The sequence below is a fragment of the Agarivorans litoreus genome, from assembly GCF_019649015.1.
Taxonomy (GTDB): Bacteria; Pseudomonadota; Gammaproteobacteria; order Enterobacterales; family Celerinatantimonadaceae; genus Agarivorans; species Agarivorans litoreus.
In genome coordinates this window covers 1,254,799-1,280,724 of record NZ_BLPI01000001.1, presented here as the reverse complement: position 1 = coordinate 1,280,724, position 25,926 = coordinate 1,254,799, and the positions used below count along the sequence as shown (strand labels likewise).

At 44.5% G+C, this 25,926-nt stretch carries 23 protein-coding genes and 1 pseudogene; 14 read left to right on the top strand and 10 right to left on the bottom strand.

The annotated features are described in order from the left end of the window. Positions 1-43: 43 nt before the first annotated feature. On the bottom strand, positions 44-238 hold the full coding sequence (locus K5L93_RS05965) for a hypothetical protein (RefSeq protein WP_220718896.1): 195 nt from the start codon (positions 236-238) through the stop codon (positions 44-46). A gap of 242 nt (positions 239-480) precedes the next feature. Between K5L93_RS05965 and K5L93_RS05960 the strand changes: the two genes are divergently transcribed. From K5L93_RS05960 to rimI, 4 genes are all read left to right on the top strand, one after another. Then, positions 481-1,308, top strand: a complete 828-nt coding sequence (locus tag K5L93_RS05960) for an HDOD domain-containing protein (protein ID WP_220718895.1) — start codon at positions 481-483, stop codon at positions 1,306-1,308. Between the two features lie 72 nt (positions 1,309-1,380). Next, a complete protein-coding gene (gene rluF, locus K5L93_RS05955; RefSeq protein ID WP_220718894.1) occupies positions 1,381-2,247 on the top strand; it encodes a 23S rRNA pseudouridine(2604) synthase RluF in 867 nt (288 codons plus the stop codon). A gap of 39 nt (positions 2,248-2,286) precedes the next feature. After that, positions 2,287-2,673: a DNA polymerase III subunit psi gene (locus K5L93_RS05950; protein ID WP_220718893.1), complete on the top strand. Its 387-nt coding sequence runs from the start codon at positions 2,287-2,289 to the stop codon at positions 2,671-2,673. Further along, positions 2,634-3,104, top strand: a complete 471-nt coding sequence (rimI, locus tag K5L93_RS05945) for a ribosomal protein S18-alanine N-acetyltransferase (RefSeq protein ID WP_246614999.1) — start codon at positions 2,634-2,636, stop codon at positions 3,102-3,104. Before K5L93_RS05950 ends, rimI begins: the two co-directional genes overlap by 40 nt. Before the next feature lie 38 nt (positions 3,105-3,142). Here rimI and K5L93_RS05940 read toward each other — a convergent pair whose 3' ends face one another. The 7 genes from K5L93_RS05940 to K5L93_RS05910 form a co-directional block, all read right to left on the bottom strand. Beyond that, positions 3,143-4,375 (bottom strand): MipA/OmpV family protein, encoded by a 1,233-nt coding sequence (locus K5L93_RS05940; RefSeq protein ID WP_220718892.1) that lies wholly within the window; start codon positions 4,373-4,375, stop codon positions 3,143-3,145. A gap of 67 nt (positions 4,376-4,442) precedes the next feature. Continuing rightward, positions 4,443-5,015, bottom strand: a complete 573-nt coding sequence (locus K5L93_RS05935) for a thioredoxin family protein (protein WP_220718891.1) — start codon at positions 5,013-5,015, stop codon at positions 4,443-4,445. A 170-nt stretch (positions 5,016-5,185) separates the two neighbouring features. Next, positions 5,186-7,423 carry an endo-1,4-beta-xylanase gene (locus tag K5L93_RS05930; RefSeq protein WP_220718890.1) on the bottom strand — a complete coding sequence of 746 codons (2,238 nt, stop codon included), beginning with the start codon at positions 7,421-7,423 and terminating at the stop codon, positions 5,186-5,188. A gap of 224 nt (positions 7,424-7,647) precedes the next feature. Next, positions 7,648-7,932, bottom strand: coding sequence for a DUF2986 domain-containing protein (locus tag K5L93_RS05925; RefSeq protein WP_373869968.1), 285 nt, complete (start codon positions 7,930-7,932; stop codon positions 7,648-7,650). 22 nt (positions 7,933-7,954) lie between these two features. Further along, on the bottom strand, positions 7,955-8,647 hold the full coding sequence (locus K5L93_RS05920) for a tellurite resistance TerB family protein (protein WP_246614998.1): 693 nt from the start codon (positions 8,645-8,647) through the stop codon (positions 7,955-7,957). 22 nt (positions 8,648-8,669) lie between these two features. Beyond that, on the bottom strand, positions 8,670-9,344 hold the full coding sequence (locus tag K5L93_RS05915; RefSeq protein WP_220718889.1) for a Bax inhibitor-1/YccA family protein: 675 nt from the start codon (positions 9,342-9,344) through the stop codon (positions 8,670-8,672). Beyond that, positions 9,341-9,796 (bottom strand): HPF/RaiA family ribosome-associated protein, encoded by a 456-nt coding sequence (locus K5L93_RS05910; RefSeq protein ID WP_220718888.1) that lies wholly within the window; start codon positions 9,794-9,796, stop codon positions 9,341-9,343. The genes K5L93_RS05915 and K5L93_RS05910 overlap by 4 nt, the downstream gene beginning before the upstream one ends. A gap of 119 nt (positions 9,797-9,915) precedes the next feature. On the opposite strand from K5L93_RS05910, the gene nhaR reads away from it, so the two are divergent. The 6 genes and pseudogenes from nhaR to K5L93_RS05880 form a co-directional block, all read left to right on the top strand. Next, the gene (nhaR, locus tag K5L93_RS05905; protein WP_246614997.1) at positions 9,916-10,806 is read left to right on the top strand and encodes a transcriptional activator NhaR; all 891 of its coding nucleotides are present in this window, start codon (positions 9,916-9,918) and stop codon (positions 10,804-10,806) included. Positions 10,807-10,951: 145 nt separating this feature from the next. Then, entirely contained in the window at positions 10,952-13,669 is a 2,718-nt protein-coding gene (locus tag K5L93_RS05900; protein ID WP_220718887.1) for a TIM-barrel domain-containing protein, read from the top strand. Positions 13,670-13,843: 174 nt separating this feature from the next. Further along, positions 13,844-14,917 carry an AI-2E family transporter gene (locus K5L93_RS05895; RefSeq protein ID WP_220718886.1) on the top strand — a complete coding sequence of 358 codons (1,074 nt, stop codon included), beginning with the start codon at positions 13,844-13,846 and terminating at the stop codon, positions 14,915-14,917. Positions 14,918-14,967: 50 nt separating this feature from the next. Next, on the top strand, positions 14,968-16,062 hold the full coding sequence (locus K5L93_RS05890) for an HlyD family secretion protein (RefSeq protein ID WP_220718885.1): 1,095 nt from the start codon (positions 14,968-14,970) through the stop codon (positions 16,060-16,062). Continuing rightward, a complete protein-coding gene (locus tag K5L93_RS05885) occupies positions 16,052-17,107 on the top strand; it encodes a DUF2955 domain-containing protein (protein WP_220718884.1) in 1,056 nt (351 codons plus the stop codon). Before K5L93_RS05890 ends, K5L93_RS05885 begins: the two co-directional genes overlap by 11 nt. A 35-nt stretch (positions 17,108-17,142) precedes the next feature. Continuing rightward, positions 17,143-17,535 (top strand): annotated as a pseudogene (locus tag K5L93_RS05880) (LysR substrate-binding domain-containing protein); the annotation flags it as partial. A gap of 38 nt (positions 17,536-17,573) precedes the next feature. Here K5L93_RS05880 and K5L93_RS05875 read toward each other — a convergent pair. Together K5L93_RS05875 and K5L93_RS05870 are read right to left on the bottom strand one after the other, a co-directional pair. Next, the gene (locus K5L93_RS05875) at positions 17,574-18,275 is read right to left on the bottom strand and encodes a PEP-CTERM sorting domain-containing protein (protein WP_220718883.1); all 702 of its coding nucleotides are present in this window, start codon (positions 18,273-18,275) and stop codon (positions 17,574-17,576) included. A gap of 162 nt (positions 18,276-18,437) precedes the next feature. Beyond that, positions 18,438-19,355 (bottom strand): LysR family transcriptional regulator, encoded by a 918-nt coding sequence (locus K5L93_RS05870; protein WP_220718882.1) that lies wholly within the window; start codon positions 19,353-19,355, stop codon positions 18,438-18,440. A gap of 100 nt (positions 19,356-19,455) precedes the next feature. On the opposite strand from K5L93_RS05870, the gene K5L93_RS05865 reads away from it, so the two are divergent. The 4 genes from K5L93_RS05865 (at position 19,456) to prfC (ending at position 25,915) form a co-directional block, all read left to right on the top strand. After that, the gene (locus tag K5L93_RS05865; protein WP_220718881.1) at positions 19,456-21,477 is read left to right on the top strand and encodes an alkyl/aryl-sulfatase; all 2,022 of its coding nucleotides are present in this window, start codon (positions 19,456-19,458) and stop codon (positions 21,475-21,477) included. Between the two features lie 364 nt (positions 21,478-21,841). Then, positions 21,842-23,566, top strand: coding sequence for a cation:proton antiporter domain-containing protein (locus K5L93_RS05860; protein WP_220718880.1), 1,725 nt, complete (start codon positions 21,842-21,844; stop codon positions 23,564-23,566). Between the two features lie 493 nt (positions 23,567-24,059). Further along, a complete protein-coding gene (locus K5L93_RS20165; protein ID WP_281422543.1) occupies positions 24,060-24,182 on the top strand; it encodes a hypothetical protein in 123 nt (40 codons plus the stop codon). 143 nt (positions 24,183-24,325) lie between these two features. Then, on the top strand, positions 24,326-25,915 hold the full coding sequence (gene prfC / locus K5L93_RS05855; protein WP_220718879.1) for a peptide chain release factor 3: 1,590 nt from the start codon (positions 24,326-24,328) through the stop codon (positions 25,913-25,915). Positions 25,916-25,926: the final 11 nt, after the last annotated feature.

The following is a 25,926-nucleotide window of genomic DNA, read 5'->3' as shown; positions in this document are numbered from 1 at the left end:
CGCTTGTTGGGGGAGGTAAAGCAGCCAAAGTCGTCATCAAGAATTATGAATCTAATGCCGCTAAACCTTGGTCGGTTTGTTCAAGCGGATTTAATCTCCAGTCAATTACTGCCTCTGCGGGCTTGATATAGTAGAGGTTTTGGCCACTAGCGTGGTTAAGTATTTTGGCCGCGCACCAAGTGGCTAAGCTTAGCTGTAGCTCGGCAATGCCATGGCTGTGAATGCCTGCGTTAAGCATGTAAATGTGTTTAACGCTTGCGTGATACCAACTCTCGGTATAATTTGAGTAAAGCGCCAGTTGGTTCTGTTTCTTTTCTCAAAAGCTTCGCTGACCATTCGCCTCTTTACCGGTCTAAATCATACTGATAGTGTTGTTATTTATTTGTTTCGCTTGAACTATGTATTAAGCTTGACTTAACTAAGCGTGTACACGAGAAAATGGCATTGCTTTGATGTGGTATTTTCTAGCAGGAGGGTTGGATGACCGAACAAGAATTACTATCCCGTGTAAATGAATTGCCTAAAGTTTCCAGTGTGGTTCAAGAGCTTGTTAGTATGCTTAATGATCCTGATTGTGATTTTGCCATGCTGGCCAAAAAAATATCCATGGATCAGGTTATTAGTGCGCGAGTGTTGCGTTTATCTAACTCTGCTCACTTTGGCCGCAGCCGCACCATTGCCTCGATTAATGAAGCAGTGATCCGTTTAGGCATTGCGCCACTTAAAACCATGGTAGTGGTGTCGTGGCTTACTAGTGCTTTTCCCCGAGTGCCTAAGCTAGATATGCAAAGCTACTGGAGCGATACCTTTGAAATTGCCAGTATCGCCAGCAAAATAGCTGAAAAAGTACGCATCGATGCCAACGAAATGTTCACTGCCGGTATTTTGCATAATATTGGTGATTTGATGATGTTTACTTTGGCCCCTGATATTGCCGAACAGGTGGTTGCTCGAGTGGCAGAAGGTGAAGACCGACAAACTGTACAGCAAGAGCTTCTCGGCACTACCACCGCAAAACTGGGTGCCGAGCTTGCGCGAGCTTGGAAGTTTGCCCCGCGCTTGGTCGATACCATCGAGTTTCATGTAAATCCCGATGCCGCAAAAATTGAACCGTTGCGTGCCTTGGTGCTTAACTTTGCTTGTCGCTTGCATCAAGATTGGGATCATTTGGAAAGCAAAGCTGCCAAAATTGATTACTTTGCCAGCCATGCAAATTCTGGCGCACTGGTATTGCCATCCTCTTTTTATGTGTCTATCGACAAAATCCGCGGCCAAGGCCGAGAAATGGCGCTGCAAATGGCGAGCTAGTTCTAAAAGCGCTTATTGAGCTAGCTATTCTATGGTTTAATAGGCGCGTTAATTAGCTAGTGGGTCCTTGTAGTGAGCGCATCAAACGAAAAACGTCTAAATAAATTTATCAGTGACTCGGGATTTTGTTCCCGACGTGAAGCCGATAAATTGATTGAACAGCAGCGAGTAACCATTAATGGTCAAAAGCCTGAGTTAGGGACTAAAGTTCAACCGGGCGATAAAGTTGCAGTAGACGGTAAACTGATAAAAGCTATCGCTAGCAATAAATCTGATCGTGTTTACATTGCCTACAACAAGCCCATTGGCATCACCAGTACCACAGAGCGTCATGTTAAAGGCAACATTATTGATGCCATTGGTCACAAGCAGCGCATTTTCCCTATCGGCCGTTTAGATAAGCCTTCCGAGGGGCTTATTTTTCTAACTAGTGACGGCGACATCGTGAATAAAATTTTGCGTGCCGAGAATGCCCACGATAAAGAATACGTAGTGACGGTAGATAAACCCCTAAGTGAGCGTTTTGTTGAGCGGATGCAGCGTGGCGTGCCTATTTTAGATACTGTGACTAAGCCCTGTAAGGTGAAGGTAAACAGCAAGTTTGTCTTTACCATTGTGCTGACTCAAGGGCTAAACCGCCAAATTCGCCGCATGTGTGAGTACTTGGGATATGAAGTTACCAAGCTTAAGCGCACCCGTATTATGAATGTGCACCTAGATAAACTTCGCCCTGGTCAATGGCGCAACTTAACTGATGCGGAAATGGCCGAGATTAATCAAGCGGTAGCCCATTCAAGTAAAACTGCACCAGAAACCTCACCAGCCACCGAGAAAAAGGTGTTTGTGAATAAAGCAGCAAGCAATAAGGCGCGTGATAAGTTTAAAAAAGCGCGTAGCCAAGGGGCGAATAAAGCTACCTTAAGCCTAAAGAAAAAGTAATCTTAAGCGGATGAATATTCAGCAACTTAGAAGCTTATTATGATAGATAAACAAGCGCGGCAATACCTGCAAGAGATGGATATCGATGTGTGGCTCAAGCGGGCCACTCCGGTAAGCAAAACTCTGCGAGCGTCGCCGTCGTGGCCGCTAGTGCTAATTATAGAGCCTGCAGTTTTAGAGCAGCATTTAGCGCTGTTTAAAGGCATTGTTGCGGCGATGAAGTTAGAGTGGGCCGATATTCATATTTGCAGCGCTGCACATTTTCCAGAAGCTATCGATACTTGGGTGTTATGGGCAGATCCTTCGAGCACCGCACCTAAGCATTCCAGTATCTTGTTTTGCGATCCACAGCAGTTAGCTAGCGATAAGCAAGCAAAGCGTATTTTATGGCAGCAGATATGTGCTCAGATCTTAAAACAAGCTTAAGCCCTCTATCGGTGATGGATGTGCCGATGATGCTAAACATAGAGCAACAAGCACATTCGCACCCATGGAGCCGCGCTTTACTCACCAGTAACTTTGGTGGTTTGTATCGTAACCTTGGCCTTTGGCAAGGAAACAGCTTATTGGCTTATATTATTTTGCGAGTGGTAGCTGGAGAAGCCGAGCTTATTAATATCGCGGTAGCTCCAGAGCAGCAAGGTAAGGGCTTAGGCACCCAGCTTATGCGGGCAATGTTAGAAATGGCAGACGAGCAGCAATGGCAACAGATTTTGCTGGAAGTTAGAGAAAGCAACGTGAGTGCTCAAAAGCTCTATCTGCGTTTTGAGTTTGAGCAAATAGATCGCCGCAAGGGCTATTACCCCTGCGATAAAAATGGGCGTGAAGACGCCCTTATTATGCAACGTTTTTGTTAGGCTTTATTTAGCCCTAACGGATGTTACGGCTCTCTTCATTACCAATGCCATTGAAAGTGAATACCCTGATAATTACTACCACCTTTAATTCTGCCAAACATTGATGAGTTCTCGAAAATACCCGAGCGGTGATGGATGTTATAGCCCAGCCACATTTTTTCCATTGCTGGTTTTTTGAATAAATCACCTAAGTTTACATCTAAAGAAAAGTCTAAATAATTAAGTAGTTTACTGGGTTTATAGCCTTTACCATCTTCAGCTAAATCAACGTATTCTATATAAGTAATATTGGAAACGTAAGACAGGCCTTCTGCTACGCCAAAGCGCCAACGAATTGGCCAAGTGAAGGTGTAATAAGCCTTAAAGGCAATTACATACTCTAGGATCGGATCCTGCACTTCTGAGCTGTGGTGATAAGCCAAGCCTGGCGTTAGGTAAACGTCTATCGGAAAGCCTAGCAAGGTTTCACTGAGTAAGTGACCATAAAACACCGAGCTTAACTGGTTGTTATACTGATCTTTTTTGGCTTTAAAGTGGATGATATCGCCTAAGTTAGAAGGGGTTGCCCAAGCATGGGATACCCTTAAGTAACCTTTTGGCCAATCACCGGAGGTGGTTTGATATTGCTGATTGAAAAAGCTAATACCCAAAAAGCTTTCGAATTGAAAATCTTTGTCGATGATATCTACGTTTTGTACTTCTTTACCGTAATAAGTACCCCCTAAGCGACCCACTAGATAGAAGTCTCGCCATACGTGGTAGCGCAGATCAATACCGGCTTTTAAATCCACATCGGCTTGGGTTTTAAAAAGCTCTAGGCCGTAGTAGCGGGTATTGTACTCGCTGCTTTTAAGGTGAGCGGTGGCATAGGGCGCTAGATACCAGCGATTGTAGTGCTTCTGCCAAGTAAGGCCTAAATTGCCGTGAAAATTGCCCGAATCATCACTTAATAACTCGGTGTTAAAAGAATAATTGGGTTTGAAGCGCCATTGGCTACGAATACCATAATCAATGCCGTCACCTCGAATTTGGTTTTGATAGTCTGAAGGGATGTCAAAGAAACGGTAGCGGCCCATAACCGCGATATCAAATTCGTCTTCTTTCCAAAACTTATAACCGGCTTCTAAGCCGTCTAAGTATGCGTGGTCACCTTTATAAAAAAGCAGTGGGACCACATCTGCTACGGTGCTGGTTTCTGAGCGAAAAGCAATCGAGGCATGTCTAAGGCCAAAGGCTATGCCCCAATCATTATCGATGAGGCTGTCAACCATATCGCTAGCATGGCTAGCTAAGCTGAAACAGCATGAAAACACAACGAGGTAATTTGAAAATAAGAGGTTAAGGTGGTGCTTCACTAGTTTGTTTATCTACATTGGCTGCTTGACGGGCCAATATTGTGGCACGGGTCACAGATAAACTAAAGCTAGCTTCAGATAGCGGCATAAAGTTCCCTTTTTGTAGGGTGTCTTGCGCCACCCAAATTTGATTCATTTCTAATACCAAATAGCTGGAAATAGGGTGCTCGGGATCAAACATAACGAACAGTGAGGGGTAGGTATTAAGGTTGAATTGATCGGCAAAGCGTTCGTGGGTACGGTCGGTATCAATGTTTACTTGAACCTTCACATAGTCTTCAAGTATACGCTTTATATGTGGATTGTTTAGATAGTCATACTCAAATGCGATACAGCGTTGGCAGGCCTCTCTGCGTAAATATAAAAATAACGGTTTTTCAGTGAGTTTTGATTCTCTAATGCCTTGGTGGTAGCCCTGAATATCAAACAGCCAGCCGTCTTTAGCGCTCACCCCGCGGCCATGAACATGGTAGATAAAAATGTAACTAAGAGCTGCACCACCTAAGGCTATCAATACCAAAGTAAAGAAGACTTTTTTGAATAGCTCAAAGCTCATTGCTTGCCCCTTGGTTAAATAACTAAGCATTTGTTTATAAAAGCACTTAGTTAGCTATCGGCTCAATAATAGTAAGCTTTAGTTTGTTGATAAATCAAGCTAGGGTTAGCTTGGAAGGTTTGCTTAAAAAAAAGCCTCGCGAGTGCGAGGCTATTTGTAGGAGAGCTTAGCTATTTAACAAATTCTAGAATAGTAAGTTGCTCACCTAAATAGGCTGTGTTGTTTCCCGGTACAGGGTACAACTGAGAACTGCGGCTACTGCCATCATCGTTATCTGCGAGGGCAATGTTCCAATCGATGGTTTTGCCTTTTAAGCTGTCTACAGGCAGTTCGATGGAAAATTGCATGATGGTGCCGTCTTCATTCCATTTAGCAACACGCTTACCGGGGAAAGTGTTTTTCTGGAAGTCTTGACCCACAATGCTACGGAGTTGCACAAACTCTTCGCCAACTCTGATGAAAATCTCAATGTTATCGGTTTGCCAATCATCACCGGTGGTTACAGTTTTGTTATCATGACGGTGAACCACACCATACAAAGTATTACCAGAGTAGGCTACACGCCAACTTCCACTAATAATGTCTTGGCTTGGTGGCGTTTGGTCTGCAGGGTTTAGTTGGTTAAATGCAAACGGGTAATGGTAAGCATTGGCCCACTGTGATGCATCAAATGCAGTATTGATATCTAAACCTTCTACAGGCTCAGCTTTAAAGCTCACTACCTGACCTTTCAGCTTGTCACTAATCTCGGTGTTTTGAGCAGTAAAGAATACTTCCCCGAAGTCGTGGCCTTGCCAGCCGTTGTTAGTACCTGGTACAGGGTACAATTGCGCGTGACGCCCCGCATCTGGGCCTGCGTCATTATCGGCTAAAGCAATGTTAAAGCCTAAAGTAGTACCTGATAAGGTATCGGTTTTCTTCGGTGTTATAGAGAATTCTAGAACAGTGCCGTCTTCGCTCCAGTAGTTTTCAATATCCGCTTGGAAGGCTGTTGGAGCAAACTTTTCGCCAACTAAGGCACGAATTTGCGCAAACTCTTCACCAAAGCCGAGGAATACTTCAACCGAGTCATTTTCCCAAACTTGTGCTTTGTTGCCGGTTACGGTTTTGTCGTCTCTGCGCTCAACGCGCCCATATAGCGTGTTGTCATCGTACAACAGTGCAAAGCGACCAGAGATATTGCTCTCAGCTGGCAGGGTTAAGTCTTTACCGCCTAACTGGTTGTAAGCAAATGGGTAGAACACTGCATTGATCCATTTTGCTGGGTCACCGTCTAGCGGCATAGGGCGTTTGGCTTCGTTACTAATAAAAGCTTCGAAACGACGTCCGGTATCAGCTAATGGTGCTGGTGGCTCCCAATCAAAATTACCTTGGGCTTTGTCGGTGAATACTTTGTTTACCGCTAGGTATGCTGGTTTAGGCTTGTATTGTTTATCAAACATTAAGCCGTGGTCGTAACCTTTAAACCAAGATGGGATCCAACTGTACTTGTCAGTAATCCCCCAAGTGGTCAAAAAATTCACGTTGTCATAGTAAGCGGTAAGTTTAGCTAGCTCTTCATACATGTTAGCTTGTTGCTGCAACGCGCGGTCTGTTGCTTCACCTTGAATGCGCATGTCTATTTCAGTGAAGTGGAATTCTAGGCCAAGCTCTTTTATCCGCTCAATATTAGCCGCAATGTCTGCTACTCGAGGTTGCACGCCTACCACTAAGTGAGCCTGCGTTCCTATGCCGTGAATAGGTACACCTTGCTCTTTTAGCTTTTTGGCTAAGCGGTAGGCAGCATTTGCTTTAGGGCTTTTACCTTCGGTAGAGTAATCGTTGTAAACCAAAATCGCATCAGGGTCAGCTTTGTGGGCAAACTCAAAGGCTTTTGCTATGTAGTCTTCACCTAAGGCTTCATACCAAATAGTTGGGCGCCAGCCACCATTATCATCTAAAGCTTCGTTTACCACATCCCAGTATTTCACCTTACCTTTGTAGTGGCTCACCACAGCGGTGATATGCTCTTCCATGATTTTTAGCATTTCTTCTTTTGAGAAGTCGCCATTTTCTAACCAATCCGGGTTTTGGATGTGCCATACCAGTGCGTGGCCACGCACGGTCATGTTGTTCTTTTGCGCAAACTCAACCAGTTGGTCTGCTTTGTCAAAGGTAAACTTACCTCGTTCAGGCTGTAGGTAGCTCCACTTCATTTGGTTTTCAGGGGTTAACTGATTAAATTCGCGAACTAGCGTTTCGGCAAACTGTTTATCTTGGAGGTGGCGAGTCTCTAGGGCCGCGCCAATAAATACATCTTGATCTTTTACAACATCACGCAGTGGGGCTGCGCTTAATTGCAAGGTACAAAAGGCCGCTGCTACCGCGGCTAGCTTAAAAATTCCTGTCTTTATAGCATGCTGACGCATGGTCGTTACTCCTTAAACCGTTCTTAGCTTAAGGCTACCTTAGCTTTCCTTTTATCTCGGGAGCACTGCGAAACTTGATAATTTCGTTGCGAAAAATCACTAATGTGAGCTCTCTCATGCTTGTATGATAATTAATGAATGTCTCAGTTGTAGATGAAACTTGCCAGTGTTTGTTCTGCGCAGTCATCACTATTTGCTTGTTTAGTAACGATATTTAGATTGAGCTAAGGCTTGGTGTTGTTTTCTTCCGTTGGGGGAGTTGTCGCCTGTTCACCATTTGCTTGCTCAGCTTCTAAAGCGGCGCGCTCAGCTTTTGAAATATAGCGCGGCTTGTTGCTATTTTGCTTTTTAGCGTTGGCTTTTTTGGCCTTTTTCTTCAGCGTTTCGTTGATTTTCTTTTTGCGGTTCACGAGCTTGTGCCTGTAGTAAATGAATGGCGCAAGTTTAACAAATTGTAGCAATAAGTTCTTTAGCTTATACCTGAGGAATAAGTTAGCACCAGCATCCATGCCGGTTTGCTAAACTCAATGCTTATGCTGCCTCATGTATGGCTTGATGGGCTTGTTTTTGTAGCTGTTCGGCTAAATCGAAGGGCAGGCGCAGTGCGTAGGCTAGGCCATCTAAATGCGCTTGCTCGGTAGCGTTGTCTAGGTTTATTGCAAAGCAAGAGGCCAAATAAAGCTCAGATTTTTGCTCGATGGTGTCTACTCCATTGGCTAGATCACCGATGGAAATAGGCTGGCGCATCAACTCATATAGGGTCGCTTTTGTAGACTCGCTTAATTGCATTTGTTCTAGCGCTTCAAAAATGCGTTGTTGTTCTTGCTGATCGATGTGGCCATCTGCTTTGGCCGAAGCAATCATTGCTTGGAGTAGCTTTAGTTGGAAGTTGTTGTTGTCGACAGCAGCAGTAAAGCTAGACTCATTGATTTGTTCCAATTTTTGGCTGTTATGGTGGGTGTTAGCGCCATTAGACTGTTTTTTCCAATTGCTAAAGGCGCTGTAAGCTAAGCCTCCTAGCACCGCCGCACCGCCATAGGTAGCGGCTTTGCCAGCAAATTTTCGTGCGGATTTGTTACTTACTAATAAGGCCATTATGCCACCCGCAGCAGCGCCTCCGGCTAAACCACTTGGCATTGCACCTAACACACCGGCTCCTCGAACAGCGGTTTTGGGAGCATCGCCAGAAGCACCTAAAAACTGGTTAAGTAAATTGTTAATCATGATAAAGCCTCCTCTTGCCTAGTTAGTCTTCTCCGTTAAGAAAACCAAGAATATGCAACAAGCTGGTGAATAGGTTGAAAATAGCAACAAACAATGAGGTTGTAGCCATAATGTAGTTGGTTTCTCCGCCATGAATGATGTTGCTGGTTTCATACAAAATTAGCCCCGACATTAGCAAAACAAACATGGCCGATACGCCTAAAGACAGTGCTGGGATAGCAAAGAAAATTGCGCCTAAACCGGCAAGGAAAGCCACAATAATGCCTACCATTAAAAAGCCGCCCATAAAGCTAAAGTCTTTTTTACTGGTAATGGCATAGGCAGATAGCGATAGGAAGATCACCGCGGTAGCTACCATGGCTTGGCTCACAATCATGCCGCCATTTGGCAGGCTTAAGTAAGCGGTAAGTATCGGCCCTAGGGTTAAGCCCATAAAGCCAGTTAAGGCAAAAATGCAAACTATGCCCCAAGCACTATTGCGCAGTTTCATAGTGGCAAACAGCAAGCCGAAGTAGCCCACCAAGGTGATAATGATACCGGGATGGGGGAGGTTCATTGCCATTGAAAATGCTGCGCTAGCGCCACTAAACATAAGCGTCATAGAGAGCAGGGCATAAGTATTGCGAATAACTTTATTAGTGGCTAATACGCTCTCGTTAACATGGCTAGGGGTATTGCTAATAGGGTGATTGTTCATCTTGTCACTCCTTCCTCAGCTGGTTTTGTTGGGTATTCAGTGAACTCTACAAATTCGCTATTGAGTGGATCGTTATCGTCTTCATCAGTTAAACCGTAATAGTCGGCAACACTAATGTCGGGAGCACGCAGCGCCTTGTTGCGTACGCGAGCTATGCGTCGGGTTACCGAGCGACTGGCGCGGCTAGCTGCGCGGTCTATGGCAACATATATTTGAGCTTGAATATCTTCTATCACCACATCGGCTTGGCCAGCTAACTTCACCAGAATTTGGCAACGTTTGCCGCTGGCACCGTTGCTCTCTTTGCTATCTGACAGCTTGACCGCAATGCGCATAATGTTGTTGTACTGCGACCCAAGTGCAAAGTTAATCCGTCTTGTTATGTATGCTTGCAACGGTTCACTCAGTGGAAAGTGTTGTGAATGCATATCAATTTTCATACTACCTGGCATGGTCTGCTCCTAAGCTGAATCAATACTTTGAATCACGAGTCTCTACCTTAATGGGCTTTTATACTTTGGTATACTCGAATATACTTTCCTTATAGTTCGAAAAATACGAAGTGTTTGCTGTGATAAATTATAAACATCTGCATTATTTTTGGGTGGCTGCCAAGCAAGGCGGTATTGCTCGAGCCAGTGAATTGCTGCATATCACCCCACAAACTATTAGCGGCCAGATAAGCTTGTTAGAGCAGCATTTTGGCAGCGCCTTATTTAGCAAAGTGGGTCGAAACTTAGAATTAACCGAAACCGGCCGTTTGGCTCTTAGTTACGCCGACGAAATATTCACTTTAGGTGATGAACTGGAAGATAGCCTAAGGCAAGGGTCAGCAGAACGTCCGCAGTTGCTAAAAGTGGGCATCGCCGAAGTGGTTCCCAAAACCATTGCATACCGTCTGTTAGAGCCGGCCTACAACATGGGTGAGCCTTTACGTATGTTGTGCAAAGAAAACACCCTAGAGAATTTGTTGGCAGAGCTGGCTCTAAACCGTTTGGATTTAGTGTTGGCCGATGGCCCTGTGCCTCCTGGTTTAGGCGTGCGTGGCTTTAATCATGCGTTAGGGGAAAGTGGCGTGAGTTTTGTAGCCAGCCCAAACATTGCTAAGTCACTACACGCTAACTTTCCGGCTTGCTTAGATGGTGCGCCATTGTTGATTCCAAGTGAAATAAATCTTATGCATGTGCGACTATTGCAATGGTTTGATAAGCAGAATATTCACCCGCAAATTATGGGTGAGTTTGATGACAGTGCATTGATGAAAACCTTTGGCCAAGCTGGCGTGGGAGCGTTTATTGTGCCGACCGCCATTGCCGATGAAGTGGTGAATCAATATGGGGTTGAATTAATTGGCAGCATCCAAGATGTGCGAGAACAGTTTTTTGCGATTACTGCCGAGCGCAGAATCGCCAATCCAGCGGTAGTGGCCATTACCGAGTCGGCGCGCGAATGGTTAGCGTAGTATTTTTAGCTAAGCCAGCTTAGAACACTTTTGTGCTATGTGCTCCAAATTGATTAATTTGAGTTTGTTTGCTGCTTTACTAAACCGCTAAATGTTATCGAGTGATTTACACTTAGCGTATCTTTGTATGCATTAGGTTTATTGTATGTCACGCCAAGTGTTTCCCTTCTCTATTCTTCAAGATGGCAAACCAAGTAACGGGCTTGCCGAACTGAGCTTGCTTAACTCAAATACGCTTAGAGTGAAGATTGCCCCTGATACCGAGAGTTTAAGCAAACAGCAAATGCTAAGTGAGTTGGTGGTATTGCCGCAATCAACGGTTGACCCGCTGTATAGCTCTGCCGAGCAAATGCGCAGCGAGCACTTGAATATAGCGTTTAGCGAAAACGGCTTGAGCATTAGCACTGCCGAAGGTGAGCTACTACGCGTAGCGCAAACTACTTTTAAGCAACAAGGTGATGATAGTGCGCTTAGTCAGCACTTTGTTAGCGCTGGTGAACAAGCTTTTTATGGCTTAGGCCAATATCCCGATGGGATCTTTAATTACCAAGAGCAAAGCCGCGAGATTTGCCAATCTAACAAAGGTATAGCAGCCCCTTTGCTGCTATCCACCAAAGGTTATGCAGTGTTATGGAACCAACTTGCGTTTACCCAGTTTACTAGCCAAGGTGAGGGCTTTAGTTTTAGCTCAGTGGCTGGAGAGTGCATAGAGTTTTACGTTATTTATGGCCCCGAGTTTGACCAAATTATTCAACATTATCGAAAGCTTACTGGCGCTGCGCCGCTATTTGGCCGGTGGGCTTATGGCTACTGGCAAAGCAAAGAGCGTTACGTAAATGCTGCCGAGTTGCTAGCCACAGCCAAAACCTATCGCGATAAAAAAATTCCCATCGATAACATCGTGCAAGATTGGAAATACTGGGGAGATTTGGGCTGGAGCGCAATGCAGTTCGACCAGCAAGTGTTTGGTGATGCTGCCACTACTATTGCGCAACTTCATGATATGCACTTCAAACTTATGGTGTCGATTTGGCCAATTGTTGGCAAGGGCAGCCCAGTGTTTAAGGCCTTGTTAGAAAATGGCTATTTATTTGAAACCGAACATTGGGCCGATGGCCATATTTACGATGCTTATAGCCAAGGCGCACGTGATATTTATTGGCAACACGTTAAAGCCGGATTAATGGATCTGGGAGTCGATGCGTTGTGGATGGATGGCACCGAGCCAGAGTTTATCTCAACTCAAAATCCAAAAGATGGTGTGGAGTTTTGCCATCAGCAACGTGATACCGAGTTAGGCTCTTGGAAGCTGGTGCTAAATGGTTATTCCTTAATGACTACGCGTGGGGTTTATGAAGCGCAGCGCCAGCAAATTTTGCAAGGTGCAGAAGACAAGCGTGTTTTCACTCTTAGCCGCTCCAGCTATTTAGGTCAGCAACGTTACGCTGCAGCTTGTTGGTCGGGAGACATTAGCGCCACTTGGCAAGTATTGCGTCAGCAAATTCCAGCAGGCTTAAACTTGTGTGCCGCGGGTTTACCTTATTGGACTACCGACATTGGTGGTTTTTTTACCAGTGGTTTTGGTGCGAATTTCCCAGAAGGTGTAGACGATGATGCCTATAAAGAGCTGTATGTTCGCTGGTTCCAATATGGGGCTTTTTGTCCGCTATTTCGCTCTCACGGCGCCAATACACCGCGCGAAATCTATCAGTTTGGAGAGCCCGGTGATTGGGCCTTTGATGCCCTACTTAAATTTGACCACTTACGTTATCGCCTATTGCCTTATATTTATTCACAAGCTTGGAATATTACTGAGCATGGCGGCACCATGATGCGTTTGTTGGCCTTTGATTTTAGACAGCAAGCACAGCTGCATAACATTAGCGATCAATTTATGTTTGGCGACAGCTTGATGGTGTGCCCAGTTACCCAAGCTATGTTCCATCAACAAAGTTTGCAGCAACAGTTGATTGCTCCAGAGCATTTGCACACAGCGGAAGGCTTGCAAGGCATGAGCGAGCAACACTTTTCTGATGATCAATTCAAACAGCTGGTTGCTACGCAAGTGGTTGAAAGCATCGATGGCAACTGGGCAGGTGGCCCGCCAGCGGGTTTGCCATTAAGTGGTTATAGCGTACGTTGGCAAGGGCTGCTCACCGCGCCGGTCGATGGCGAGTACAACTGGCTGATTCATGCTAACGATGGGGTGCGTTTCTATTTAGACGGTAAGCTGTTGATTGATAGTTGGCAAACCCAAGCGCAGCTTAACCATAAAGCCAGTTGTCATTTAAAGGCAAATCAACAATATCAACTGGTGGTTGAATATGCGCATTGGCAAGGTTCGTCTAAATGTAGCTTAAGTTGGGCGCATGCTGGCATCGCTCATCAGCAAACGCAGTTATACCCAGCTGAGCGAGAGGTGGTGTTGCCTGCTGGCCTTGCTTGGTATAACTATTGGAACAAACATTGTTATCAAGGTGGGCAAACTATTGCGATGGGCACGCCTATCGACATTATGCCCTTATTGGTGAAAGCCGGAGCCATTATTCCACATGGCCCTGAGGTGCAGTATCACGATGAATTACCCAGTGACCCGCTTACCATTGAAGTATACGCGGGTGAGGATGGCCGCTTTTGCTTGTATGAAGATGAGGGGGACAGTTATCGCTATGAGCAAGGGGCCTATAGCGAAATTGTGTTTGAATGGGATAACAGTAAACGCTGTTTACATATTGCCAAACGCAGCGGCAGTTTTGCGGGTATGTTGCAGCAGCGCACTTTTATTATTCATTTAATTAGCGCTAATGATATTCAGCGACAAACCCTAGTTTATGTGGGAGAGGAGCAAAGCTTGCTGTTTTAAATAAAGGACATGCTGGATTAGTTGTAATCCAGGAGGGGCTAAATTCGCAAAACTATCTATAACTTGGTTTTAATAAACTAAACAATTACTTGGCTTATTCTATATACTATTAAGCACAATTAAAGTGACAGGCTGGCAAATTCAGCTCATCTTAACAGCGTAGAGAACATGGATATGTTTAATCAAAAAAACTTTGAGCGCGGTGCAATGGAAGCCGCCATAAAAATAGGTTTGCTCTTCTTGTTAGTTGCATGGTGTATTGAGATTATTCGGCCTTTTATCACCTTGATTATTTGGGCAATGATCTTGGCTGTGGCACTAAACCCACTGTATTTAAAGCTCAAAAATGTGGTGGGTAAAGGTGCTGTTGCTGCCAGTTTAATCGTGCTGGTGTTTTTAGCCATTATATTGGTGCCTGGGGTGAAAGTAACTTCTGCCGCTATTGATAGCTTGGCTGTTGTGGGTAAGCAAGTTCAGCAGGGTACTCTTGAGATCCCCTCTCCGTCTATTGCAATAAAGTCATGGCCTTTAATTGGCGAAAAAGTGCATGCGCAGTGGTCGTTAGCTGCCAGCGATATCCAGCGTTTTTTGGGCAATTATGCAGGCCAAGTTGGTGATGTTGCTAGTAAGGTTATTGGATTTGCTGTTGGCCTGATAGGCGGGTTATTGATGTTTTGCTTCTCGGTCATTATTGCTGGTGTGTTTATGGCTAACGGTGAAAAAGCGGTTTTAGCAGCTCAATCTTTAGCTAATGCGTTGGTTGGTAAACACGGTAGTTATTTAATCCATCTATCCAGTAGTACTATTCAGAGCGTAGCAAAGGGAGTGTTGGGGGTTGCAGTTATTCAAGCCTCTTTACTGTCAATCGGATTTTTTGCGGTAGGTGTTCCTGGGGCGGCTGTTTGGTCGGTATTGGTACTGGTTTTAGCCATTGCGCAACTGCCACCATTTTTGGTGGTATTACCTGTAGTCATTTATGTATTCAACCACGAGTCTACTATGGTAGCTGGACTTTTTGCTGTATGGAGCGTTTTGGCTGGTTTTAGTGAAAATGTACTTAAACCCTTATTGCTTGGGCGTGGTGTGGATGTGCCGATGCTGGTGATTTTGTTAGGTTCTTTAGGCGGGATGTTACTCTCTGGTTTTGTGGGTTTGTTCTTGGGGGCGGTGGTGCTAGCTGTAGGATATCGTTTGTTGGTGGCATGGTTAGAACTAACCGCCAGTGAACAAGAAGTTGCAAACGAGTAAGTCGCAAAACGAAATTAACTTTTAATAAACACGGAAGTAAGAGAAACAAAATGTCTGAACAAATTGAAGCCTCAGAAGCTATGCCAAGCAACCCCTTACGTAAAAGTTCGTTGTTGGTATTTGCCCTGTGTATTTTGGTTTTTATTATCTATGTAGTCGGCGATAGGATTACCCCAAATACCGACAATGCTCGGGTATTTGGCTTTGTGGTGCCTATTGCCGCCTCGGTATCTGGCAAGTTAGTAGCGATAAATGTCACCAACAATCAGCTGGTTGAAAAAGGTCAGCCCTTGGCCAAAATTGCTGAAGAAGAATATCAGCTAGCGGTCACTCAAGCAGAAGCTGCACTGGAGTTAGCGGGGCAAGAAATTGGCGCTGGAACTGCTGGTGTGTCGGCAGCGCAAGCTCGTTTACTTGAAGCTTCGACTTCTTATCAAGCTATTCTTACCGATGCCAATCGTTTATTTGCAGTAGAAGATCAAAACGTAGTGCCGCAGCAAAACATCGATAGAGCACGCAGCGACGTAGCTAAAGCTAAAGCTTTGGTGGCAAAAGCCACCGCAGAGTTAGAGCAAGCTAAACACAGCCTTGGAGTGAGCGGTGAAGATAACCCTAAACTGCAATCGGCTCTAGCCAAGTTGGGTAAAGCTCGTTTAGATTTATCTAGAACAGTGATTGTTGCCCCCACCGACGGTGGGGTGACGAACTTGCAGCTAGAAGCGGGTTATTACGCCAATAAAGGCCAGCCCCTGATGACTTTTGTTACCACTAAAGAAGTGTGGGTTGAAGCCTACATGCGAGAAAATAACATCGCTAATATTAAAGCGGGCGACCCAGTGGAAATTGCCTTAGATATTGCACCGGGCAAAATTTTTAAAGGGGAAGTTATTTCTATTGGTTTTGCGGTTAACTATGGTCAATCTAACAACTTAGGTGTGCTACCTACTATCCCGCAAACCACTGGTTGGTTGCGGGATCCGCAGCGCTTTCCGGTAATCATCAAATTCTCTGATGATACTGCCCAAGGTTTACGGCGAATTGGTGCACAAGCAGATGTAACGGTATATACCGAAGGCACCTTCATTATGAAAGCGTTGGCTAAGCTGGCCTTAAGGGTTAAAAGTTGGTTATCTTATGTCTACTAAGGCATTAAGTTTGCGGCATGCTAATCCTTTAAAAACGCACATGTTGCGCTTTAGTTTAGTGAGTGCCTTGGTATTAGTTTTGGCAGTGACTTTAGAGTGGAGCATGTCTTTTGTTACCGCCATTTTTACCGCTCAGCTGTTATTGCCAGGCAAGCCACCATTAAATTTGGCCTTAGTTAAAACCGTAGCACTGGCGGTATTAAGTTGCTTTTTAGTGGGACTTGGGGTTGTGCTTATTGCCCAGCCCTATCCCTTACTGCTGTTTGTTATTCTTGCTTGGTGTTTGTTTTTTGTATTTTACCGAGCCAGTACCGGTTTAAATGAGTTAGTGGTGCTATTTTTGTTGGTGGCGCTGATCGCCTTGCCGATGTTGGCCAGTGCTAGCAGAGCCGCAGCGTCTGTTTTTGTTGTCGACTTTATGCTGGCCTTTGTCATGTCCTTGTTGATAGTGGCCTTTGTGCATTGGCTGATACCAGTGAAAGACGACTTCCATCAAGCTGCAGAAAAAACGCAGGCGCCAAAATTAAACCATCAAGATGCTAGTCGACAGGCAATGGTTAGCACCATAGTTATACTGCCACTTATTATCTACTTCTTTGCTTTTGATAAACTTAGTGATTTGCTGGTGGTTATTTTTGTGGCGATTTTGGCGCAAAACCCCGAGTTATCTAAAGGCGCAAAAGCCAGTATAGGAATTATTTTCACCAACATTGTAGGTGGGTTAATTGCTGTGCTGGTATTTAATCTATTGGTTGCAGCGCCGCAGTTTAGTTTTATGGCGCTGCTAATTACCCTAAGTTTTATGCTGATCGCCCAAGCTATTTACCTGCACCCTAAAGGCGCGATAGTAGCAGCTGGTCTATCTGCTTATATCATCATACTGGGCAGTACTATTGGCAGTGATGGCGGCTTAGCTACCACTAAGTTTTATGCACGTATCTTCCAGTTAAGCATGGTGGGTTTGTATGTGGTGGGCAGCTTTTACTTAGTGCATAAGTTGGCTTGGCTACAGGGGCCTTCAAGGCAAAATTCTGGCTATAACTAAGCAGGGCAAACTATCCAAAGCTACAAACAGAGCATAATCACAATGCGCTGCTCTACAAGCTTTACGAGACCGTTCATGATGGATGGGAGCTATTTGAAGGCGCAAATAAACATAAGGTTAAGATGCTTGGCAATCGAGCTGTTAATGATGGAGACATTGTGCGGCGTTGGTGTATTGATGGGGTGGGAATTGCAAAAAAATCAGCGATTGATGTTGCTGAGGATCTTTTAGCAAAACGTCTGCAGCGAATAATGCCGAATTATTCAATACCCTTGACTGAAATGTGGCTAGCACTTCCTAGCCGCCAACTTATATCTCCTGCAATTCGGCTGATTCGAGACGAGCTCAAACTCAAGGTTAAGCAGCTACGAAGTTGTTTAATTGAGACTGGGATCGTTGAAGCCGATGAGTGGCCAGATACTGACTAAAAACAAAACGCCGCTTAGAGTAAGCGGCGTTTTTGATTTTATTTAAAGCGTCTTGCCACCAAGCCAAAACAGGCTAGTGCAAATAGGGCAATGCTGCCAGGCTCGGGAACCGAGAAGCGAATGTTATCGATAGCGCCAGAGCCGTTTAAGTGAATACGCATTGAGGCTACCTCGGCTACTGCAAAATCCAAGCGATCCCAAGTATTGTCGCCGCCGGTATGCGGAGTGTAGAAATTAGTTGGGAAAATTTCATTGTTTTGCGCATCAAACAAGTGAATGGCATTTTGTGCTGTGTAGCCATTCTCTGCCAGCTCAATGTCAAAAAAGTCGATACTTTCTAGGTATACCGAAGTTGAGAAGTTAATGGTGAAGTAACCTGCAGGACGACGCCCTTCGTCATCTGGGTTGTTACAAATAAGGCCATTACACGAGTTAGGGTTCTCATGAATAATCAGTACATTGCCAGGGTTAGCAATACCTAAATTGGGTTGGTTAATATTGCTAAAAGGCGACTCTAAATCTGGGTCTTGAGTATTGATAAGGCTGGTATCAAAAGCGACGGCTAAGTTGTTTTGACCTAAACGTACATTGGTACCATCTATGCTAACGCCATGACTTAACTGGTATTGACCATTAACAATTTCACCATTGGCCAGTTCATCAAAAGTAATCACACTAGCTTGGCTAACAAAAGTGGTGAGTAAGCCTACAACGGCGATTAATACATGCTTGCGGTTCAAAACAATCTTCCTTGATATAAATGGTTCGACCAGTCACAGGCAATTACTGTACCAAACTCGCAACTCTATAGCTAGCCTGACCTTTTTTATTGATTTAATTGATATTAAATGCTGTTTGTAAAGAAAGCTGACGAGAAAAACACCGCCGAATGAACCGCTCGCTTATTGAAAATACTGTTTTAACTTCTCCCTTAACCACTGATTGGCTGGACTGTTTTTCTCTCGGATATGTACCATTATGCGATAGCTGATTGGAATGGTTGTAAAAGGGGAAGAAAGGACTTGTAGGCCTAAGCTCTTGGCAAACTGTTCGGCCAGCGCTTTGGAGACTACAGCAAGGCAATCGGAGTTGGCTACCATAGACATTTGTACCATCATTGAGTCACATTCTGCGGCGACTTTTCGCTCTGCAAGAAGTTCTTCGGTGAAGTAGTCTGCAAGGTAGGCATCTTCCCGTCTTAGTTTTAGGGTGATGTGCTTCTCTTGGTAATAGTTGTCAACACTTAACGAGCCCTTAATGCGGGGGTGCATTTTACGCGCAATAACGCAGATTTGGTCACTGAATAGTGTTTCCGAAAAGAAGGATGCAGCAGAATGGTGGGTGAATTCAATCACCAGATCAGCTTGTTGTTGGTTTAAAAGGTTAAGCTGCTGTTCGATGTTATAAAGGGTTGGATGCAGCTCCACCTCGATGTTACCAAGAGTGTCGTCTTGTTCTAATTTAGGCAGCAGAGTTAGCATTAAAGGCTCTGGTGTATGCACCACGAACTTGCGGTAAGTTTGCGTATTAAATGCTTCTAGGCTTTCTATTGCATTGTGGATCTGATTGAGCGCGGGTTCAATTTTTCTGGCTAGCTCGCGCGCGTGGTGGGTGGGCGCTATCCCTCTGCCATCTCGAGTAAACAGCTTCACACCAAGTTGCTCTTGAAGCCTTTTAAGAATGCCACTCACGCCGGGTTGGGTTAGCTGCATGGCCTCGGCTGCAAGTGTAATTGAGCGGTGGCGATATACCGCCATAAATACTTTTAGCAGGTTTAGGTCGATCTCTTTGTCCATAGTGTTGTGTTCTCGACTAAACATAATGAAATGTTATGTATTAAATAAATACTCATCTATGTATTGGTATGTGTCAATCATTTAAATTTAGGGCATATAAAGACAATAGATAGAGAAATAGCTCATGAATATTCGTTTTGTAGCTTCGACCTTAAGTCTGGCTTTAATGATTTCCTTTGGTGTATCTGCAGATTATGCCAGCTTAGAAAACTACCAAGGTAAACCTGCCTCAGAACATACAAAACGCGCTAATGCTGAGCTTGCTAAGCAATTACCGTGGATAGACAACAGCGCATTTTTACGCACCCAACGGGGTCTTATTGCAGAATTTGGCAACCATCAGGCCGGTGAACTGAAGCAACGTTTTAGTTATATGCAGAGCATGAGCCCTGAGCAAATACCAGAAACGGTCAATCCCTCTATTTGGCGCCAAGGCATGCTTAACTATGCCGCTGGTGGTTTGTATCAGGTGACTGATGGTGTATATCAGATCCGTGGTGCCGATCTCTCTAATATGACCATTTATCGTAGTGATAACGGCTATGTTATTCACGACCCATTGTTGTCGCGTGAAGCAGCGGCTGCATCCTGGGAATTTGCCAAACTACATCTACCCAAAATAAATGGTACTCATACCATTACAGGGATGATTTACTCACATATGCATGCTGATCATTTTGGCGGCTCACGTGGTATTTTGGATTCAGGGGATATGCTTGAAAATGCCCCCATTTACGCACCTAAAGACTTCATCAAAGAACTTGCCGACGAAAATGTAATTGCTGGAACAGCAATGGGGCGTCGAGCCAATTATCAATACGGTACTACCTTAGATAACAATACCAAGGGCATTGTAGATAACGCCCTTGGCCTAGGGGTTTCTCGTGGCGAGGTGACCTTAGTGGCACCTACTCATGAAATTCAATCTCGTGAAAAAGAGTTAGTAATTGATGGCCTTTCTTTCCTTGCCATTAATATGCCTGGAGCAGAAGCGCCTGCAGAAATGGTGCTTTATGTTCCTAAGTACCGCTCATTGAACACCGCTGAATTAACCTATGACGGCATGCATAATATCTACACCTTCCGCGGTGCAAAAGTACGCGACTCGCTGATTTGGACTAAGTATCTGACCGAATTGAAGCTACGTTTTGTTGATAGTGGTTTAGTGGATAACATTCATGCGGCCCACTCTGCACCTGTGTGGAATGAGGCTAATACCGAGCAAAACGAAATCTCTGAGTACATGACTTTACAAAGAGATAACTATGGCTTTATTCACAACCAGTCAATGCGTTTAGCTAATCACGGTGTCACCATTCATGATGTTGGCCGTGAAATTGAGAAAATTGTACCGCAAGCACAAAAAGATACTTGGCATACTAATGGCTACCATGGTTCTTATAGTCATAATGCTCGAGCGGTGGTAAACCTATATTTGGGTTACCATGACCTGAATCCAGTAAATACTAATCCACTGAAAACTAAAGATAAGTCTTGTGTATATGTGGAAGCAGCAGGAGCAGATGTGTTATTCCAAGCTGGTAAGGGACACTTTGAGAAGGGGGACTACCAGCACGCGGCTCAGTTGTTCAACGATTTGGTACAGTGTGACCCAGACAATAGAGATTACCGTTTTGCCCTCGCAGACAGTTTTGAGCAGCAAGGTTATCAATCAGAAACCATGGCTTGGCGTAACTCTTACTTACAGGGGGCTGTTGAGCTGCGTACTGGAGCAATCCAGCCTTCAATCAAGCCTGCATCTGCCGACGTAATTGCCAATACGCCAACCGGAATGTTCCTCGATTTTGTCGCGGTGAAGCTGAATGCCGAAAAAGTGGAGCAAGCTAACCTAAACTTTAGCTTTAGCGTGTCCCACCCAGAATTGGATGAACACTATTACGGTGAGGTGTCTAATGCCAACATGGCTAACATTCAGGTCGACAGTTTGCCTAAAACCGATGTGGCTTTATCCATGAGCAAAAACGACCTCACGCAAATAGTACTGGGTAACGCAAGCTTAGATAAGCTGCTAAAAGATGGCGCAGCCACCTTACAAGGTGATGCTAAACAGATAGAAACTTTAGTTAGCTGCTTGGATGAGTTTGACGGATTGTTTGAAATCCTCCCTATGCCAAGCGTTAAGTAAGCTGTAGCAACAAGCCCTCACTATATTGAGGGCTCATCTTCTTTAAATGGTATTGGCTTATCTGAATGAACTTGATCGTAAGTTGGAGCAATCAAAGTGGAGACATACTCTGTAGATATGTACCTGATAATTTGATGCAACACCCGTTATCAGTTTAGAAAGCATTAAGCCACCGAACACTATCAGAACAACTCATCTAAGTTACAATGGAGTAAGGTTTTATTGCTCCTAACTCGAAGCTTGCAGCCATTGACTTTGTAAACTAAGTTTAAATGGATAACAATCTTACTTCATTAAAGTAATTGATTTTGCTTTATTAAAGCATTAAATATAGCTGCTTCGCTAATCACCTCTGAGACCCTGTATGGACGTATCCTCCGTTTTGTTTGTGATAATTTTTATCCTTGGTGTGAGCGCCGTTAGTGTGCTCTTTTTTCAACGAATTGGATTTGGTTCAGTATTAGGGTTTATTGTTGCAGGCGTTGTATTAGGTCCTTACACCCCAGGCCCAGTTGCCATAGAAAAAGTTGAAAATTTACAGGCTATAGCTGAAGTTGGTGTACTGCTTTTTCTCTTTATCGTTGGCCTGGAGATGCGCCCAAAGAAAATATGGTCAATGCGCAAACTTATGTTTGGTTTGGGCTCAGCTCAAATTTTGGGAACTGCCGCCGTTTTTGTGCCGTACTTCATTTATTTCCATAACTTAAGCCTACAAAGTGCGATCGTTTTAGGCTTGGGGTTTGCGCTATCATCGACAGCTATTGTTATGTCCACATTGGAGGAGAAGGGGGCGCTACCCGCAGAGCATGGACAAGCATCGTTTGCAATTCTAATGTCTCAGGATCTTTGGATTATCCCTATTATGGCGCTAATCCCGTTACTTACGCCCCTCTCGGGCGAAGCCGTATCAACACCATGGTGGTACCACGGGTTACTGATCTTATCGGTGTTATCTGGTATCGCTATTATTGGCCATGTGCTGTTGCCTTTGTTGCTTGGATATTGTGCAAAACATCGACGCATGGAAGCATTTAGCATTATTTTGTTTTTTACTGTTATTACTGCTGGCTGGGCAGTTGATCAAGTTGGCGTTTCTATGACGCTTGGCGCATTCTTTTTGGGCGTTTTGCTATCAGCATCAGATTACCGTTATCAAGTTGAGGCCACTGTAGCACCTTTTAAATCTGCGCTTATGGGGCTGTTTTTTATTTCTGTTGGTATGACTATCAATGTTGGCGCCTTTATCGATGATTGGTCTATGTTGCTCATCCAGGTGCCTGTAGTTTTGTTGATCAACACCACTGTTCTTATAGTATTGGCAAGTCTGTTTGGTGTTAAAAAGGGGGCTGCAGTAAGGACCGGTTTTTATCTGTCGCAGGTTGGCGAGTTCACTTTTGTATTACTGGGTGTCGCAATTGTGAGTGGGCTTCTCAATGACTATCAGCATACCCTCGCAATGCTAGTTGTTTCGATTAGCATGATTTGCACTCCCTTCATGATGAAAATAGGAGATTGGATAGCTACTCAAATAAAGCCAGATGCAGGGCTCTCCTTATTGCCTGCAAAATCATCTACTCTCGAAAGGCACGTTGTTATCGTTGGTTATAATGAGATGAGTGCGCTTATTTGCATGATGTTGGAACAAGCAAATGTACCATTTGTAGCACTTGACCGTGACGTTAATTTAGTCTGGAAAGGTAAAAAAGCAGGATTGGATATTCATTATGGCGATATGCGTAGTGCCACTACGCAAAAGGATTCAGGCATAAGCAAGGCGGTCGCAGCCTATATTACGCCAACAGATACCGACGCTGGTAAACAACTGGCTATCTCATTACGCACCCTTTACCCACACTTGAAGATATACGTTCGAGTTCGCACTCTGGCAGAACAAAGAGAACTAGTTGCTAAGGGGATAACCCATGCTGGAACGAGTTATATTGAAAGTACTTTACTACGCGGTAGTCAACTGCTTAAAGACATTGGTATGTCAGAAGACTCGGTAGTAGAGCTGGTTGATGGGTTTAAACGTGATAACTACGCGCTTGTCTCGAAAGCTTTTTCCGAATTAGAGGCATCAAAAAAATGAAGCAACTCAGCGGATTTAGTTTCTTCAAATAATCAAGACCTTGAGTTAGTGGTGAATGCTAATGATAAAGCAGATTTCCCACCTCTCAACCTTATCGTCGGCGAGGTGTTTTTGTGTCGTGTTAAACACTTGGGTCCTGCCTCCTGTTACAATCACAATTGTAACAAGATTGAGCTTACAGTTTGAGCCTTAGAGCATGGGGTTTATAAAGATCTTATTTGAACGACGATGCCTCGCGTTGCCGTTTATTGGGGTCACTTAGTTAAACTTGGCTGGGCGCTTTGGTTTTATGTAGAAGTTTATTATTCATAGGGTCGAGGGGGCGCTTCGCCTCCGAGATGACAGTATGGAAAATCCAAACCTTAATCATCAGTATTTTAGTGAGTGCTGGCTGCTGTTGCTCGTCTTTATGCCATAAAGCAGTAACTTTTAAATACCGATGGTGAATAGAAGTATTAATATCCCCAAATAACTGCAGTTCGGTGAGCTATCGATGACTTTTGTTAGCGCCAGCATGTGTGGTTTAGCCATCGTTGTTGATGAGCTGAATAAGCAACAATTCCAAATAGCTACAATTAAGCATTGGCCTGCGCTTGAAGTGAATGATAAGCAATGAGATAACCATTGATTGTTTATCAAAGCTAGATCGGCGAAAATACCCGCCAATTACGATTAACTAAACGCTGGGTGATTGTGCTGTTTCGGCCAAATTGCCGCTTTGCTGCATCCTCGCGTTACCAAATTAGAAGAATTGATTCGATGTCTAACGCTTCACTCTTGCAAGATATTGCTAGCCGAAGAACCTTTGCAATTATCTCTCACCCGGATGCGGGTAAAACCACCATTACTGAAAAAGTATTGTTATTCGGAAACGCGATTCAAAAAGCCGGTACAGTGAAAGGCCGCGGTAACGCTACCCACGCTAAATCTGACTGGATGGAAATGGAGAAAGAGCGTGGTATCTCGGTTACCACCTCGGTGATGCAGTTCCCGTTCAACGATTGTATTGTTAACCTGCTAGATACTCCCGGACACGAAGACTTCTCGGAAGATACTTACCGTACCCTAACTGCAGTTGACTCCTGTTTGATGGTGATTGACGCGGCCAAAGGTGTAGAAGATCGTACCCGTAAATTAATGGAAGTCACTCGCCTGCGTGATACGCCTATTGTTACCTTTATGAACAAATTGGACCGCGATATTCGCGACCCAATGGAAGTAATGGATGAGGTAGAAAGCGAACTTAACATGATGTGCGCACCTATTACTTGGCCAATTGGCTGCGGTAAATTGTTTAAAGGTGTTTATCACATTCTTAAAGATGAAGTGATTCTTTATCAAACGGGTAAAGGCCACACCATTCAAGACCAACAAATTATTAAAGGTTTAGATAACCCGGAAGTAGATGCCGCTGTGGGCGATGAGCTTGCCGAAACCTTGCGTGATGAGCTTGAGTTAGTACTAGGTGCGTCTAACGAGTTTGACCTTGACCTGTTTTTAAGCGGTGAGCTAACGCCAGTGTATTTTGGTACCGCGTTGGGTAACTTTGGTGTAGACCACATGTTAGAAGGTTTAACCAACTGGGCACCAGCTCCTAAACCGCGTGAAACTGATGTGGGTGAAGTAAGTGCCAACGCTACCAGCTTCGCTGGCTTTGTGTTTAAGATCCAAGCGAATATGGATCCTAAACACCGAGACCGTATTGCCTTTATGCGCATTGTGTCGGGTGAATACAATAAAGGCATGAAAATGCGTCATGTACGCTTAGGTAAAGATGTAAGTATTTCTGATGCAGTAACCTTTATGGCAGGCGACCGCGCCGCTGCTGAAAAAGCGATTGCTGGCGACATTATTGGTTTGCATAACCACGGCACCATTCAAATTGGCGATACTTTTACCCAAGGTGAAGTGATGAAGTTTACCGGTATTCCTAACTTTGCACCGGAAATGTTCCGCCGTATTCGCTTAAAAGATCCTTTGAAGCAAAAGCAATTGCTAAAAGGCTTGATTCAACTTTCGGAAGAAGGCGCGGTACAGTTATTCCGCCCTATGCGTAACAATGACCTAATTGTTGGCGCGGTAGGTGTGCTGCAGTTTGACGTAGTAGTACATCGCTTACGCACCGAATATAAAGTTGAAGCTGTTTACGAAGGTATTAGTGTCGCTACGGCGCGCTGGTGTAGCAGTGACGATACTAAGAAATTTGAAGAATTTAAGAAAAAAGCGCACGATAACTTAGCCTTAGATGGTGGTGATAACCTAACCTACTTAGCGCCTACTATGGTTAACTTAAACCTCGCCACAGAGCGTTACCCAGAGGTTAAGTTTATGCAAACTCGCGAGCACTAAGCCGCTTTTAA

Excerpts from the sequence above, each read along its gene's own strand:
- K5L93_RS05965 (WP_220718896.1), bottom strand. The coding sequence starts at position 238 with ATGCTTAACGCAGGCATTCACAGCCATGGCATTGCCGAGCTACAGCTA.
- K5L93_RS05960 (WP_220718895.1), top strand. The coding sequence starts at position 481 with ATGACCGAACAAGAATTACTATCCCGTGTAAATGAATTGCCTAAAGTT.
- K5L93_RS05950 (WP_220718893.1), top strand. The coding sequence starts at position 2,287 with ATGATAGATAAACAAGCGCGGCAATACCTGCAAGAGATGGATATCGAT.
- rimI (WP_246614999.1), top strand. The coding sequence starts at position 2,634 with ATGGCAGCAGATATGTGCTCAGATCTTAAAACAAGCTTAAGCCCTCTA.
- K5L93_RS05940 (WP_220718892.1), bottom strand. The coding sequence starts at position 4,375 with ATGGTTGACAGCCTCATCGATAATGATTGGGGCATAGCCTTTGGCCTT.
- K5L93_RS05935 (WP_220718891.1), bottom strand. The coding sequence starts at position 5,015 with ATGAGCTTTGAGCTATTCAAAAAAGTCTTCTTTACTTTGGTATTGATA.
- K5L93_RS05930 (WP_220718890.1), bottom strand. The coding sequence starts at position 7,423 with ATGCGTCAGCATGCTATAAAGACAGGAATTTTTAAGCTAGCCGCGGTA.
- K5L93_RS05925 (WP_373869968.1), bottom strand. The coding sequence starts at position 7,932 with ATGGATGCTGGTGCTAACTTATTCCTCAGGTATAAGCTAAAGAACTTA.
- K5L93_RS05920 (WP_246614998.1), bottom strand. The coding sequence starts at position 8,647 with ATGATTAACAATTTACTTAACCAGTTTTTAGGTGCTTCTGGCGATGCT.
- K5L93_RS05915 (WP_220718889.1), bottom strand. The coding sequence starts at position 9,344 with ATGAACAATCACCCTATTAGCAATACCCCTAGCCATGTTAACGAGAGC.
- K5L93_RS05910 (WP_220718888.1), bottom strand. The coding sequence starts at position 9,796 with ATGCCAGGTAGTATGAAAATTGATATGCATTCACAACACTTTCCACTG.
- K5L93_RS05900 (WP_220718887.1), top strand. The coding sequence starts at position 10,952 with ATGTCACGCCAAGTGTTTCCCTTCTCTATTCTTCAAGATGGCAAACCA.
- K5L93_RS05895 (WP_220718886.1), top strand. The coding sequence starts at position 13,844 with ATGTTTAATCAAAAAAACTTTGAGCGCGGTGCAATGGAAGCCGCCATA.
- K5L93_RS05890 (WP_220718885.1), top strand. The coding sequence starts at position 14,968 with ATGTCTGAACAAATTGAAGCCTCAGAAGCTATGCCAAGCAACCCCTTA.
- K5L93_RS05885 (WP_220718884.1), top strand. The coding sequence starts at position 16,052 with ATGTCTACTAAGGCATTAAGTTTGCGGCATGCTAATCCTTTAAAAACG.
- K5L93_RS05870 (WP_220718882.1), bottom strand. The coding sequence starts at position 19,355 with ATGTTTAGTCGAGAACACAACACTATGGACAAAGAGATCGACCTAAAC.
- K5L93_RS05865 (WP_220718881.1), top strand. The coding sequence starts at position 19,456 with ATGAATATTCGTTTTGTAGCTTCGACCTTAAGTCTGGCTTTAATGATT.
- K5L93_RS05860 (WP_220718880.1), top strand. The coding sequence starts at position 21,842 with ATGGACGTATCCTCCGTTTTGTTTGTGATAATTTTTATCCTTGGTGTG.
- K5L93_RS20165 (WP_281422543.1), top strand. The coding sequence starts at position 24,060 with ATGACTTTTGTTAGCGCCAGCATGTGTGGTTTAGCCATCGTTGTTGAT.
- prfC (WP_220718879.1), top strand. The coding sequence starts at position 24,326 with ATGTCTAACGCTTCACTCTTGCAAGATATTGCTAGCCGAAGAACCTTT.